This is a genomic window from Enterococcus sp. LJL98, from assembly GCF_054871745.1.
Genome location: NZ_JBTXLU010000009.1, coordinates 24,442 through 39,163 on the forward strand (window position 1 = coordinate 24,442; position 14,722 = coordinate 39,163).

Genomic DNA, 14,722 nt, shown 5'->3' on the forward strand with positions numbered 1-14,722 from the left:
TAACCGACAAATTTGTCAAGTACAAGAAAAAAACGAAGACGGTTCGTTCGTCTTCGTTTTTTCTTTGATGAAACTATGCGTTGTAGGCATCAATGATGATTTGTTTTAACTCAGAAATGAGTGGTTGTTTCGGATTGGCTGTTGTACATTGGTCTTCATAAGCCAATTCCGCCATGCGATCCACCGTTGAATCAAGCACCTCTTGAGTGACACCTTGTGCTTTCAAGTTCATTTCGATTCCAACACTTTCACCTAATTCGGTGATTGCTGTTGCAAGTGCTTCAACCAACTCTTCTGTCGTTTGACCTTTTAGACCTAAGAAACGAGCGATGTCTGCATAGTCGGTATCTGCACGGAAGAAGTCATATTTAGGGAACATTGCATGTTTTTGTGGATCTTTTGCATTGTAACGAACGATATGCGGTAAGATAATCGCATTGGTCCGTCCATGAGGAATATCATACTCTCCACCAATTTTATGCGCGATGGAGTGAGAAATTCCTAAGAAAGCATTCGCAAAAGCCATCCCTGCCATTGTTGAAGCGTTATGCATTTTCTCACGAGCTTCCATATCCGGACGATTGGTTGATTGTTCTAAGTAATCAAAGACTAATTTAATTGCTTGTAAGCTTAACCCACGAGTATAGTCAGAAGCCATAACGGAAACGTAGGATTCGATTGCATGAGTGAGCACGTCCATTCCTGTGTCAGCTGTTACAGATGCTGGTACGGATAAAACGAATTGTGGATCAATAATCGCTACGTCTGGTGTTAATGCATAGTCTGCTAATGGGTATTTCACATGAGTATCACTGTCGGTAATTACCGCAAATGGTGTGACCTCTGCACCTGTACCTGATGTTGTAGGAATACATACAAACTGTGTTTTTTCTGGTTTATCAATTTTGTAAGTACGTTTACGGATATCTAAGAATTTTTGTTTCGCTCCAAAGAATGAAGTGTCTGGGTGCTCGTAGAACATCCACATTCCTTTCGCCGCGTCCATTGCTGAACCACCACCGATAGCAATCACTGTATCTGGTTTGAAGTTCATCATTACTTCTGTTCCTTTGTAAACCGTGTTTGTTGAAGGGTTTGGTTCTACATCTGAGAAGACTTCAATTTGAACCATATTTTTACGACGAGCAAGCACGTCACGTACACGGTCCACATAGCCAAATTGAACCATACCAGGGTCACAAACAATCATGACACGTTCTAAGTTTTCCATTTTTTCTAGGTACATTAATGAATTTTTTTCGAAATAAATTTTAGAAGGTAATTTAAACCATTGCATATTATTTCTCCGTTTCGCTAAAGTTTTCACGTTAATTAAGTTAACCGCTGATACGTTACGAGAAACTGAGTTCTTCCCATAAGAACCACAACCTAATGTTAATGAAGGAATCATTTCGTTATAGATGTTTCCGATACCACCTTCAGCTGATGGTGTATTCACTAACACACGACAAGCTTTCATTCGTAAACCGAAACGAATTTGTAACTCTTCATCTTCACTATGGATCACTGCCGTATGTCCCAGTCCACCTAGGTTTAACATCGCTTCACATAACTCTAAACCATGCTCTGTGTTATTTGATTGAATCATTGCTAAAACTGGAGATAATTTTTCACGTGAAAGCGGATAATCTGCGCCGACACCCTCTAATTCAGCAATTAGCATTTTCGTGCCTTCTGGTACTTTAATTCCTGCTAGTTCCGCAATTTTTGTTGCAGGCATTCCAACGATGGATGGATTAACGGCATATTTGCCTTCATTCATGACTGCATCTTCTAATTTTTGTAATTCACTTGGTTTTACAAAATACACTTGATGCGCTTGGAATTCCGCTTTAACTGCTGCATAAACTTCCTTGTCGACAATAACTGCTTGCTCAGAAGCACAAATCATTCCGTTATCAAACGTTTTTGAAACAATTAAATCATTGACTGCACGTTTGATTTTCGCTGTTTTTTCAATATATGCAGGTACGTTACCAGGTCCGACACCTAATGCTGGTTTACCTGTTGAGTAGGCTGATTTGACCATCGCTGCGCCACCTGTGGCTAAAACAATGGCAATTCCAGGGTGATTCATCAAACCTTGGGTTGCTTCAATTGATGGATGTTCAATCCATTGGACACAGTTTTCAGGAGCTCCTGCTGCAACTGCTGCATCACGAACAATCCGTGCTGCTTCTGCAGAACATTTTTGCGCGCTTGGGTGGAAGGCAAAAATAATTGGGTTGCGTGTTTTTAGAGCAATCATCGCTTTAAAAATCGTCGTTGATGTTGGATTGGTTGTTGGCGTTACCCCACAAACAACTCCCACTGGCTCTGCAATCTCAATTAAACCTGTTTGATCATCTTCATTGATGACACCAACTGTTTTATTATGTTTAATCGAATGCCAAATATATTCCGAAGCATACATATTTTTAATCGCTTTGTCTTCATAAATTCCGCGGCCCGTTTCTTCAACTGCCATTTTCGCTAAAGGCATATGCTCATTTAAAGCTGCCATTGCCATTTCATGTACAATATGATCGACTTTCTCTTGATCAAAACTTTCCATTGCTTTCAATGCGATGTTCCCTTTAACCGCTAAATCATCAATCATGACAGATACATCAATTGTTGCCACTTCTTTTTCTTTTTTCTCTACTTTTTTACTCATGATAATCCTCCTATGATATGGGGTCTTTTTTTACTTTTTATTTGTTAACTACTTCACACATAGAATGATACACGACTTTTTGAAGTTTGTAAATACTTTTCTGTGATTTTCTTCACAACTTTTCATTTCATTTGATCTTACCTAACGAAAAACCTTTGATATCAACCTTTAATCCTATTAGCATTCTTTTTTATTTATTTTTATAAAACGAAAAAAAGAAGCTCTTTTTAATGAAGTTTCCTTCTATTCATGAAAAACAACTTTTTAAATTTGTGATATAAATAACAATTTAGGCCAAAAAAACTCACTAATCCTTCTCGACTAGTGAGTGATTGGTCAATTAATTCATAACCAGTGATAATACAAGAACTGATGCATTGTAAAAAATATGTGCGCCTAAACTATACCAAAGATTATTTTTGAAATAGTAAACAAAGCCATACAACAATCCCATTATCAAATAAGGAATTAGTAAAATCAAATTCCCTTCACTCGTCGCAGCGTGCTCCAACATGAATACACTACTTGATAGAACGATTAAACTGAGACGTCCTATTTTTGACCTGAGTAATAGTGATTGGCTATTTCTTTCAAGTGGTAAAATCATCGCATAACGATACGCCAACTCCTCTACCAATGGTACGACAAAAATATTAGTGATTACCCAAATAAGTTTGAATGAATACCGCTCGACTCCTATGGGAACCCCAAAGATTTTTGCTATGACAATACCGGACAATAGACAAAGTAACGTTGCAATCACTGAAAAAATAATGACATGTTTTTTTGTTACTTGTTTCCATTCCATCCATAATGGACGACTAAATAAGACGATTCCTAAAAGAAAAAGTAACCATTTTTCCGACAAGATTGCGATGGGGCTACTTAAATCCCAAGAAACCCCACCACGAGGGATTAATGTTGTAATTAAAAAATAAAGAAAAAGATAAATTAATTTACTCATTATCTGCTCTACTAAATAGCTACGTAATCATAGTACCATGTATTAGATGTCGCTGTTTTTGATTCTACAAATTTATTATCAACTTTTCGATAAACATTGTATTTAACCGTTATTTTTGCGTATTGTTTATACTTTTTAAATTGACCACTTCTAGAATAGACGCCACCAAGATTAAACTTAAACCCTTTTACATCTACTGATACCTCAAGAGTAACACTTGCTTCCTCAGTAATTGTCCCTTGATATACACGGTTTCCTTTTACAATATCCCAACTTTGTGCAGAAGAGTATGTTCGATTATTATTCGAGGGAATTGATTCTAATACATAATAAAACTCATCATCCTCAACAACTAGGCTACTTCCAACGTATTTATCAGCTTTGAATCCATCTGCATTCACTCTGTTTGGTGCAATTCCAAATAAAATCATCCCACTTAAAATCCCACTAATCAATATTTTTTTCATATTTAACTAACTTTCCTTTCTAGTTTTTCATCCTTAAATAATATATAATATCATTTAAAGATATACTCACAACATCTACATTGTTTTCTAACGAGTTACTACTATACCCCATGGAATTTCACTAATCACATTTTCTATTTTTCTCCACCTCACTATTTAGCATTCTTTGCCCACTTATATAATACTATCCTAAGTCACTTTTCAAAATTTTTGTCCAGTTATTCGTCAAAGGGGTGGTTTCATATCAAAATTTCAAATCTAATCAAAAAATTACGGACAGAAAGAACGATTACACAAGAACAATTAGCAAAAGGGATTTCTCCCAGAAGCACACTTTCTTCTTTAGAACTAAACGGCACACGAATATCCTTTTATTTGATTGAACAATATCTCGCTCGAATGAATGTTTCTTTGAATGAATTCGAACTGCTCTTACATGAACAAAAATATTCTGAGAAAAAAGAACTCTCGAAAACACTTTATCATGACTATTATCAGAAGAATTACGAAGCCATACATGTGGCATTACCAGGAGTCTTCGAATACTATCAACAAACCAAAGATTTTTACTATTATTCATTGTTTGCCCAGTATTCACTGGTTTTATCTTTCAAAGAACTTTATCCCTTGGATACCAAATCACTGAACCAAGTTCAAAAGACATTGACACATTATCTAGATTCGATTGAAACATGGGGTGCATTTGAATTTTCTATTTTCGGAAATACGTTATTTGTTTATTCGACTACCTTTATTTTAAACACCATTCAAAATTTAGTTAAGAAAAAAGAAGCCTTTGAACGACTTTCCGAAATCTATCAAATCAAGAAAAAAATACTCTCCAATGCCATTTTTTTGTTATTCGATCGAAAAGAATACGATACCGTTGAACAACTACTCCCTCTCTTTGAAACGAACTTACGTGTAGAAGATATCGATGGAAAATTACTCTTACAGTATTTCCAAGGATTGCTTCAAGGAAATCAAGAGGGTTGGAAAACAATCAATCGGGTCATCGAAACTTTTCAATTCGTTCATATGGATGACTACGCTGATGAATTACTTGAATACGCCAAAAAAATCCAGCTAGACTTTTTTGTCTAACTGGATTTTTAACAATTATTCTGTTGGTGTTTCTTCTTCAACAATGACTTCTGTCACAGAGTCATCGTTTTCTACCACTGCTGCTGGTTTAACCGTACGCATTGATGCACGTTCAAATTCTAAGTAAATTCCTTCGCAGTCTAAAACAACCGTATTTTTGTCTTTGTTAATCTCAGATACGACACCGTGTAAGCCACCGACCGTTACCACGCGGCTACCGACTGTAATACTATCCATTAGGTTTTGACGTTCTTGTTGTTGTTTTTTTTGCGAGCGTTGCATAAAGAATAGCATTGCTGCGATTGGAAGAATCATAATTATTGCTGACATGTATTTTTCACCTCTACTTTTTATCTACGTTTACTTTACCAAAAAAGGAATCGCTTCACTAGTCTTTTCACAAAAAATTAGAAATTTCTTGCGTTATCTTTATTAAAGCCATACTCTTCCATAAAATGTTGGCGGAATTCAAGTAGATGATCATCCATTATCGCTTGACGAACTTGTTTCATAAGGTTAATTAAAAAATGTAAATTGTGATAAGAAGTTAAACGTAACCCGAAGGTCTCATCCGCTTTAATTAAGTGACGGACGTAGGCACGAGTATAATTTTTACAAGTATAACAGTCACAATTTTCATCAATTGGACGAAAATCACGCGCATATTGCGCATTTTTGACGACTAAACGACCTTTCGAGGTCATGCATGTCCCATTACGAGCAATTCGAGTTGGCAAGACACAGTCGAACATATCAATGCCACGAATCACGCCATCAATTAAAGAGTCTGGTGCGCCAACCCCCATTAAATATCGCGGTTTATTGTCAGGGATTAGGGGTGTCGTAAAGTCTAAGACGCGATTCATCTCTTCTTTACTTTCTCCTACCGATAACCCGCCAATCGAGTACCCAGGAAAATCCATACTGATTAAATCACGGGCGCTTTGACGGCGTAAATCCTCAAACCCTGCCCCTTGAATAATTCCAAATAAGCCTTGACGATCCGGATTGGCATGCGCTTCTAGTCCACGAGCCGCCCAGCGCGAGGTCCGCTCTACCGATTTTTTGACATAGTCATAACTTTCATCAAATGGCGGACATTCATCGAAACTCATCATAATATCCGGACCGAGTTTATTTTGAATTTGAATGGCTTTTTCTGGTGAAAGAAACATTTTTGAGCCATTTAAATGATTGCGAAAATGCACGCCTTCTTCTTCAATGCGGCGCATGTCCGCTAACGAAAAGACTTGGAAACCACCTGAATCCGTTAAAATCGGTTGATCCCAATTCATAAACTTGTGTAAGCCACCTGCTTCTTCCACTAAATCTTCTCCAGGACGTAACCACAAATGATACGTGTTACTTAAGATAATGCCTGCACCCATTGCCTTTAATTCTTCAGGCGCCATGGTTTTGACTGTTGCTAAGGTCCCTACTGGCATAAACATTGGCGTTGGAAAGGTACCATGAGGCGTAATAATTTCACCCAATCTTGCACCTGTGTGTTTTTCTTTTTTGATTAATCGATAACGAATGGCTGGTTCCGTCATTCATTTCCCTACTTTCTACGCTTTGACTGATGTAAATTCTCCACCCTTCATCATAAATCTTTCGAACTTTTTTTGCAACTTAAACGTAAGATTTAACTAAAATACAAATGGAATCTTTAATATTCCTTTCATCTTCTGAAATTCTTTTGGTACAATAAAAAGCAACAATAAGAAAAGGAGTGAAATTTATTATGAAATCAAATGCTGAATTAAAACAAGAAGCGAAAGAAATGTTAGCTGGTCGCTGGAAAGATGCCGTGTTGATGAACCTCGTTCCCGCAGCAATTGCCATTATCCTTGTCATTCTTTTTATGATCATTGCAGTGCCCGCCGTCATGTTCCTAAACAGCAACACAAGTACGATCGATGCCTCAGCCAATTTTAACCCCGGTAGTTCAAGTGGTTCTTCCTTTTTCGGAGGAATTATTGGCGCTTTTTTCACCGCAGGAATTACATGGACTTTTCTAGACATCTTACGAAATCCATCTTTGAAAATCGAGCCTTTCAAAGATATCTTTCTAGGGTTTAAATCGCCATATGCAGGTGGCATTGTCATTATTTATTTGCTGAGCTCGATTTTTACTTTCTTATGGGCTCTTTTATTCATCATTCCTGGCATCATTAAACAGTATGCTTATTCTCAAGCTTACTATGTCTATTACGATGCCTACGAGAATACGGGCGTTGCGCCAAGTTATTTGGATGCAATTACCGAGAGTCGGCGTTTAATGGATGGTTTTAAGGGGCAACTTTTTATCCTTGACCTTAGTTTTATTGGTTGGCATATTCTTTGTCTCTTCACATTAGGGATTGGTTACCTTTGGTTGACTCCATACATTCATGCGACGAAGGCTGCTTTTTACAAGCAATTAGCTGAAATTTCTTACCGGTAAATCACCGAGTTTTAGCCAATGATGCAGCAAAGAAAAACACCCCCTGACTAAAAGATCCTTAATATGAAAGAGTCGAAGAGACGCGACCTGTGCTTTCTTCGACTCTGCTTTTTTAAGTGCATATCTTTTGCAAACGATTACATTCCGTGCTATTATATGAGTGTAAGGAAGGACAAAACATTTGTTGGTTCGATTTTCTAGTTAAGTATCAAGCAGTAGGAAGTACGTAACAAAAAAAGTTGTTGAAGTATAAAGTTTCACCTAAGCATTCAAGCATGCAAAGTAATAAGAAGCAATAAAAAGGCCACATGTAATCAGATTTATCCTTACACCGTACCTGTTTAAAGCAACATGATTTGCAAAAGAGAAGTTAGTTTTGAATCTTTTCATTGAAAACAAGATTTTTGTTAAACCGTGAGAAAAGAGTTACTTTGCATCACAGGCGACAAAACCAACAAATGCCTTCCGAAAGATAAAAAGCAGCTGTTCGAACATTGAACAGCTGTCTTTTTTTATTATTTAACAAACATCGCATCTCCAAAACTAAAGAAGCGGTAGTGTTCCGCAATCGCATGTTGATAGGCTGCCAAAGTAAGATCTCGTGTGGCAAACGCACTTACAAGCATCACTAAGGTTGATTTTGGCAAATGAAAGTTTGTTGAAAAGGCATCTACGACTTTAAAACGATAGCCTGGTGTAATAAAAATACTGGTCCATCCACTATCAGCTCGAATTTCTCCCTCAAATTTGGTTCCAATTGTTTCTAAGGTTCGAATCGAAGTCGTACCGACAGCTACAATTTTTCCACCATTTTTCTTCACTTGATTTAAGGTTGCTGCTGCTTTTTCATCTAGACGATAAAATTCACTGTGCATTTCATGAGCTGCGATGTTTTCCACACTAACTGGACGGAAGGTTCCCAGACCCACATGTAACGTGACGTAAACCAACTCGATCCCTTTCGCTTGAATTTTCTCAAGTAACGCTTCTGTGAAATGCAGCCCTGCAGTCGGTGCTGCAGCAGAGCCATTTTCTTTTGCATAGACGGTTTGATAACGATCAGGATCAGCTAAACGTTCCTTAATGTAAGGTGGTAAAGGCATTTCACCTAAACGTTCTAAGTTTTCTAGAAAAATCCCTTCATAAGTAAAACGGATCACCCGTCCGCCATGCGCTAATTCTTTTTCAACAACGGCTTGTAACCGTCCGTCACCAAATGAAATTTTTGTTCCCACTTTCGCTCGTTTGGCTGGTTTAATGAGTGTTTCCCAAGTATCGCCCTCAAGGTTTGTTAGCAGTAGTACTTCTAAGTGCCCACCGGTATCCGGCTTTTCTCCATGTAAACGAGCGGGTAACACACGTGTATCATTCATGACTAAGGCATCGCCTGGGGCAAGTTCATCGATGATTTCATAAAAATGTTTATCCTGCATTTCGCCCGTTTTGGAATCTAAAATGAGTAGCCGCGAGCTCGTCCGATCCTTTAAGGGGGTTTGGGCAATCAACGCTTCTGGTAAATCAAAATCAAAATCTTCCGTTGTTAACATTTTTTTCACTCTTTCTTTTATACAAATACGTCCTATTGATTCTAACATTCTTTCTGATTTTAGAAAACTCTTACCTTTTCTTTGTGAAGAAATCGCCTGTTTTTTCGTCTTTTTTTGAGGAATCCTCACTTTCTCATCAAATTTTAATTTGAAAAAAGGTTGAAAATTCACAACGTCACGGCTCACAAGGGATAAGGCTGGATTATTTTTTGATTAAAAGTGGCTTTAAGAGTTGATTTATCGCACTTTTCGCCTCATTATTTTTGCGTTTAATTTGTCAATCGTGCTTTTTTTTGGCACACTTATACTTAACGAACCAACAAAATTTAGAAAACTAGAGGTGGTTAACTTGATCGAATTTCAACAAATTTCCAAAATTTATAAAGGTGGTAAAGTTGCGGTAGAAGACGTGAATTTATCTTTTGAAAAAGGTGAATTTATTTGTTTTATCGGAACAAGTGGGAGTGGAAAAACAACTTGCATGCGCATGATCAACCGCATGACAGAACCCACAAAAGGAAAAATCATGATTGATGGTCAGGACATCCAAAAATTAAACGCAGTGGAATTACGTCGAAAAATTGGCTACGTCATTCAAAGTATTGGACTGATGCCCCATATGACCATTCGAGAAAATATTACGCTAGTTCAGCGGCTCCTGAAAGTCGACCAAGCAACACAAGAAGCAACGGCTGAAAAAATGATTGACCTAGTCGAATTACCGCGAGAGATGCTCGACCGCTATCCAAATGAACTTTCTGGCGGACAACAACAACGAATCGGTGTCGTACGTGCACTGGCAGCTGATCAAGACATTATTTTAATGGACGAACCATTCGGAGCCTTAGACCCCATCACACGTGACTCTTTACAAGATTTAGTCAAGGACTTACAAGAACGGTTAGGTAAGACAATTGTTTTCGTGACACATGATATGGACGAGGCTTTAAAACTTGCAAGTCGCATCGCGATTATGAGTGAGGGAAAAGTCATTCAGTTTGATACACCAGAAAACATTTTACGACACCCTGCCAATCAATTCGTTGAAGAAATTTTGGGAGAAGACCGTCTTCTACAAGCAAAACCAGATACAACAAAAGTCAATGAGGTCATGCTGAATACAGCAATCACCATTACAACGGAAAAATCCATTCAAGAAGCACTTCGTCTCATGCGTGAAAAACGTGTGGATACGCTCTTGGTTACCGACAATCAAAACATCTTAAAAGGCTTTGTTGACATCGAATCGATTAACAAAAACCGCGGCTTAACGAGCAGTGTCGGCGATATTATTCAAACAGAAGTCTTTTTCGTTAAGGAAAATGCCCTACTAAGAAACACCTTGCAACGTATTTTAAAACGGGGACTAAAATATGTACCGGTGGTCGACAACGACCGGAAAATCGTTGGCATCTTGACACGCGCTTCCTTAGTCGACATTGTTTATGATGTCGTGTTTGGTGAGGAAGACACAATTACCGATGCGGTGGAATCCTTTAACACAGATGAAATAAAGGAGGTCTAGTCAATGCAATTCTTTCAAGAATACGGTGGCGAACTCATTACCACGACATTGCAACATATTTATATTTCGTTTGTTTCCCTTGTTTTAGGCGCAATTGTCGCTGTTCCACTAGGTATTTTACTGACACGAACACCAAAAATTGCAAATATCGTTTTAGGCATTACAAGTGCCTTACAGACCATTCCTTCTTTAGCACTTTTAACTTTAATGATTCCATTCTTAGGTGTGGGTCGTTTACCCGCCATTGTCGCTCTCTTTATTTATTCACTCTTACCAATTTTGAGAAATACTTATATTGGTCTAAAAAATGTGGATGCTAACTATTTAGATGCAGCCAAAGGGATGGGCATGACGGCTTCTCAGTCTATCTTCCAAGTCGAATTACCTTTAGCCTTACCAACAATTATGGCAGGAATTCGATTGGCAGCTGTTTATGTCATTGCTTGGGCGAGCTTGGCTTCCTATATTGGAGCTGGCGGTTTAGGGGTGCTGATTTTTAGCGGGCTCGATAACTATCAGCCAAGTCTCATTTTTGCAGGGACGATTCCGGTGACACTCCTTGCTTTGTTAGCTGACTACTTATTAGGAAAATTAGAAACAAAATTCACCCCTTCTGGTTTACAAAAGGAGGCCGAATAAATGAAGAAACGAATCACTCATGTAATGATTTTACTGACGACGCTCGTATTATCTGCTTGTTCTTTACCTGGATTAAAGACAAGTGCGGATAGTAATACAATCGCGATTACCGGTGGCATTACGACAGAAATGCAAATTATGGGAAGTATTGTCGCGGAAATGGTTGAACATTATACCGATAAAAATACTACCATTATCAATAACTTAGGGACAACAAACATCAATCATCAAGCGATGTTAAATGGGGATGCTCAAATCTCAGCCATTCGTTATACAGGAACCGATATCGCCTCTACCTTACAGCTTGAGCCAATTACCGATCCAAAAAGTGCCTTTGAGACCGTTCGAAACGAATTCAAATCACGCTTTGAACAAGTATGGTTCCCTTCCTACGGCTTTGCAAACACCTATGTTTTCCTCGTTCGTAAAGACACGGCGGAAGAATTCAACTTAGAAAAAGTCAGCGATTTGGCTGCTGTTGCCGATCAATTGGTTGTCGGGGCTGACCGTGCATGGATGGCTCGTGAAGGAGATGGTTATCAAGGTTTTGTCGAGCAATACGGCTTTAGTTTTGGCTCGATTTTACCTATGCAGATTGGTCTCGTTTATAACGCCGTCGCCGCACATCAAATGGATGTGGTCTTAGGGTATTCGACAGATGGCCGGATTGCCAGTTATGATTTAGTGATGTTAGAAGATGACTTGAATTTCTTCCCTCCTTATGACGCATCACCAGTCGCTTCACTCGAAGTGCTAGAAGAAGTACCTGAACTTACCGATATTTTATTAAAACTTGAAGGTGTCATTGATACACAAACGATGCAAGAGTTAAACTATCGTTCCGATAATGATCTATTGGAACCTTCGCGAGTAGCAAAACAGTTCTTAGAAGAAAACAATTATTTTGAAGGAGTGAAGACGAATGGCTGATTTAAATACTTTCCAACAATTCATGGTTTACTTTAATGAAAATGGCGGCTACGTCTTTGCTCAATTTATTCGTCATTTCTTAATCTCCTTTTATGGGGTCTTGTTCGCTTCCATTATCGGAATTCCCGTGGGGATCTGGATTTCTAGGCACTTAACTTTGGCCGATTGGATTATGCGGATTGCCAATTTAATTCAAACCATTCCTGCTTTAGCGATGGTTTCTGTTTTAATGCTTGGCTTAGGTTTAGGGGTGAACGTCGTGATCGTGACCGTTTTTCTCTATTCCCTTTTACCAATTTTAAAAAATACCTACACAGGCATGCGACAAGTAGATGCTGGCATTTTGGATGTCGGCAAAGGCATGGGAATGACTCCTTGGCAACGTTTATACTTGGTTGAAATTCCACTTTCAATTTCAGTTATCATGGCAGGGATTCGAAACGCTTTGGTCTTAGCCATTGGAATCACGGCTATCGGGACTTTCGTTGGTGCTGGAGGACTCGGGGACATTATCGTCCGAGGAACCAACGCAACAAATGGGGCTGCCATTATTTTAGCAGGGGCGCTCCCGACAGCTGCGATGTCCATTTTTGCTGACTGGTTCTTAGGACTCATCGAAAAAAGACTCGACCCAACCAGTCGCCGAAAATAAATAAACGACCATTTTTTCACTTATCGTGTCATTCAAAGTTGAATTTTCATTTCACTTTGAAGGCACGATTTTTTTGTTATGCGAGCAAATAGTTGTCAAATGACAGGCTTTTCGCTAGGATAGACAAAAAGGGGGAGCGCGCATGCCAATCATTGATTTACAGGAAGTGCACTATATTCGACAAAGAAAAACGTTATTACAGCAAATTAACTGGAAAGTTCAGCAAGGGGAGCATTGGGCGCTTTTAGGTTTAAATGGCGCTGGAAAAACGTTGTTACTACAAATTATTACGGGAAATCTCTGGCCTTCTAGTGGGCAGGTGGCAATATTAGGAGAAGTCTTTGGTCAGACATCCTTACCGGAATTAAGTAAACGTATCGGCTGGGTCAGCTCTGCACTCCAAGTCCGATTACGCATGAACGAGCTCGCTGAAAAAATTGTCTTATCTGGCAAATTCGCAAGCATCGGAATTTATCAAGCTTACGACGAAAACGATTTGGACCAGGCCAAGTCACTTTTGAAAAATCTTGGTTCCACTGCGCTCATTGGAAAAACCTACCAACAACTTTCTCAAGGGGAAAAACAAATTGTTTTAATTGCACGTGCATTAATGGCGCAGCCAGAACTCTTGATATTGGATGAGCCTTGTACAGGACTGGATTTATTCGCTCGTGAAGAACTTTTACACAACATTCAAAAGCTCGCGGACACGCCCCACGCGCCGACTATTTTATTTGTAACCCATCACACGGAAGAAATTATGCCTTTTATTTCACACGTCTGCTTGTTACGAGAGGGAACGATTTTCACACAAGGGGAACGAGCAACCATTTTAAAAAACGAAACCTTACAAGCTTTTTATCAACGACCGATTCAAATCGCTCCTTTTGCCAAAACACGCCAAGTGATTTCTCCATCAGACTAAAAATAAACGAGGGTTGTGATCGCGATCACAGTCCCTCGTTTATTTTTGCATTTTCCGATTTTTCTTAGCAGCAGCCTGAACGGCTTGGATGATACTGTGACGAAAACCGGTTTCTTCTAAACTTTTTACCGCTTCAATTGTCGTACCCCCAGGGGAACAAACTTGGTCTTTTAAGACTGCTGGGTGCATCCCCGTCTCCAAAACCATCTTCGCACTACCTAGGACGGTTTGAGCAGCAAATGCATAGGCATCCTCACGGCTCATACCTTCTAATACCGCGCCGTCTGCCAGTGCCTCAATGAACAAATACACATAAGCCGGTGCCGAACCGCTCACACCAATAAACGCATCAAATAAGGACTCTGGTAAAAAACGCGCCTGCCCTAAGGTCTGAAATAACTGCAACACCAACTGCTGTTCTTCTGCTGTTACCTGCGTATTGCTAACAAGAGCCGTTGTACCTTCTAATACAGCCAAAGGGGTATTGGGCATCGCGCGAAGCAGCTTGTGAGCACCTAGCCCTTGTTCAAGCTCCGCCAAAGAAATACCTGCAGCTAAAGAAACTAACAAGTGCTTTTTCGTTAACTGCTTCCGAATACTCGGATACAACGTTCGTAACACTTGCGGCTTCACAGCCAAAACAATCAAGGAAACTTCTTCGAAAAACGCTTTTTCATCCAGAATCGGTGTCACCCCATAGGTTGCAACCGTTGCTTCTAATGTTGGAGCAGCTTTCCGATTATAGACAAAGACTGCTTCTTTTTCATACTGTCCTTTGGCAAGCAAACCTTGAATCATCCCTTGCGCCATGTTCCCTGATCCATAAAATCCAATTTTTTTCATCTT

14 protein-coding genes are annotated in these 14,722 nt (G+C 39.1%); 7 read left to right on the top strand and 7 right to left on the bottom strand.

Features of this window, described 5'->3' with window-relative positions; all coding sequences use genetic code 11:
• Positions 1 to 73 precede the first annotated feature (73 nt).
• The 3 genes from adhE to ACYSNO_RS08195 all read right to left on the bottom strand — a co-directional run bounded on the left by adhE (position 74) and on the right by ACYSNO_RS08195 (position 4,108).
• Positions 74 to 2,677, bottom strand: a complete 2,604-nt coding sequence (gene adhE / locus ACYSNO_RS08185; protein WP_461730589.1) for a bifunctional acetaldehyde-CoA/alcohol dehydrogenase — start codon at positions 2,675 to 2,677, stop codon at positions 74 to 76.
• A 340-nt stretch (positions 2,678 to 3,017) separates the two neighbouring features.
• Positions 3,018 to 3,641 (bottom strand): lysostaphin resistance A-like protein, encoded by a 624-nt coding sequence (locus ACYSNO_RS08190; RefSeq protein ID WP_461730590.1) that lies wholly within the window; start codon positions 3,639 to 3,641, stop codon positions 3,018 to 3,020.
• 11 nt (positions 3,642 to 3,652) lie between these two features.
• Positions 3,653 to 4,108 (bottom strand): LMxysn_1693 family intestinal colonization protein, encoded by a 456-nt coding sequence (locus tag ACYSNO_RS08195; protein ID WP_461730591.1) that lies wholly within the window; start codon positions 4,106 to 4,108, stop codon positions 3,653 to 3,655.
• A gap of 210 nt (positions 4,109 to 4,318) precedes the next feature.
• Between ACYSNO_RS08195 and ACYSNO_RS08200 the strand changes: the two genes are divergently transcribed.
• Entirely contained in the window at positions 4,319 to 5,212 is an 894-nt protein-coding gene (locus tag ACYSNO_RS08200; RefSeq protein WP_461730592.1) for a helix-turn-helix domain-containing protein, read from the top strand.
• A 15-nt stretch (positions 5,213 to 5,227) separates the two neighbouring features.
• Here the strand turns inward: ACYSNO_RS08200 and yajC are convergent, their stop codons facing one another.
• Positions 5,228 to 5,542 (bottom strand): preprotein translocase subunit YajC, encoded by a 315-nt coding sequence (yajC, locus tag ACYSNO_RS08205; RefSeq protein ID WP_461730593.1) that lies wholly within the window; start codon positions 5,540 to 5,542, stop codon positions 5,228 to 5,230.
• Between the two features lie 77 nt (positions 5,543 to 5,619).
• On the bottom strand, positions 5,620 to 6,765 hold the full coding sequence (gene tgt / locus ACYSNO_RS08210; RefSeq protein ID WP_461730594.1) for a tRNA guanosine(34) transglycosylase Tgt: 1,146 nt from the start codon (positions 6,763 to 6,765) through the stop codon (positions 5,620 to 5,622).
• A 191-nt stretch (positions 6,766 to 6,956) separates the two neighbouring features.
• Between tgt and ACYSNO_RS08215 the strand changes: the two genes are divergently transcribed.
• Positions 6,957 to 7,658, top strand: coding sequence for a DUF975 family protein (locus ACYSNO_RS08215; protein ID WP_461730595.1), 702 nt, complete (start codon positions 6,957 to 6,959; stop codon positions 7,656 to 7,658).
• Positions 7,659 to 8,173: 515 nt separating this feature from the next.
• Here the strand turns inward: ACYSNO_RS08215 and queA are convergent.
• On the bottom strand, positions 8,174 to 9,205 hold the full coding sequence (gene queA / locus ACYSNO_RS08220) for a tRNA preQ1(34) S-adenosylmethionine ribosyltransferase-isomerase QueA (protein WP_461730596.1): 1,032 nt from the start codon (positions 9,203 to 9,205) through the stop codon (positions 8,174 to 8,176).
• Positions 9,206 to 9,554: 349 nt separating this feature from the next.
• Here queA and ACYSNO_RS08225 point away from each other — a divergent pair, with 349 nt between their 5' ends.
• From ACYSNO_RS08225 to ACYSNO_RS08245, 5 genes are all read left to right on the top strand, one after another.
• Positions 9,555 to 10,730 (top strand): betaine/proline/choline family ABC transporter ATP-binding protein, encoded by a 1,176-nt coding sequence (locus ACYSNO_RS08225; RefSeq protein ID WP_461730597.1) that lies wholly within the window; start codon positions 9,555 to 9,557, stop codon positions 10,728 to 10,730.
• Positions 10,731 to 10,733: 3 nt separating this feature from the next.
• Complete coding sequence (locus ACYSNO_RS08230; protein ID WP_461730598.1) at positions 10,734 to 11,369, top strand: ABC transporter permease; 636 nt, start codon at positions 10,734 to 10,736, stop codon at positions 11,367 to 11,369.
• Positions 11,370 to 12,299 (top strand): osmoprotectant ABC transporter substrate-binding protein, encoded by a 930-nt coding sequence (locus tag ACYSNO_RS08235; RefSeq protein WP_461730599.1) that lies wholly within the window; start codon positions 11,370 to 11,372, stop codon positions 12,297 to 12,299.
• On the top strand, positions 12,292 to 12,951 hold the full coding sequence (locus ACYSNO_RS08240; protein WP_461730600.1) for an ABC transporter permease: 660 nt from the start codon (positions 12,292 to 12,294) through the stop codon (positions 12,949 to 12,951). Before ACYSNO_RS08235 ends, ACYSNO_RS08240 begins: the two co-directional genes overlap by 8 nt.
• A 142-nt stretch (positions 12,952 to 13,093) precedes the next feature.
• Entirely contained in the window at positions 13,094 to 13,876 is a 783-nt protein-coding gene (locus ACYSNO_RS08245; protein ID WP_461730601.1) for an ABC transporter ATP-binding protein, read from the top strand.
• 39 nt (positions 13,877 to 13,915) lie between these two features.
• Here ACYSNO_RS08245 and proC read toward each other — a convergent pair whose 3' ends face one another.
• A complete protein-coding gene (gene proC / locus ACYSNO_RS08250) occupies positions 13,916 to 14,719 on the bottom strand; it encodes a pyrroline-5-carboxylate reductase (protein WP_461730602.1) in 804 nt (267 codons plus the stop codon).
• Positions 14,720 to 14,722 lie beyond the last annotated feature (3 nt).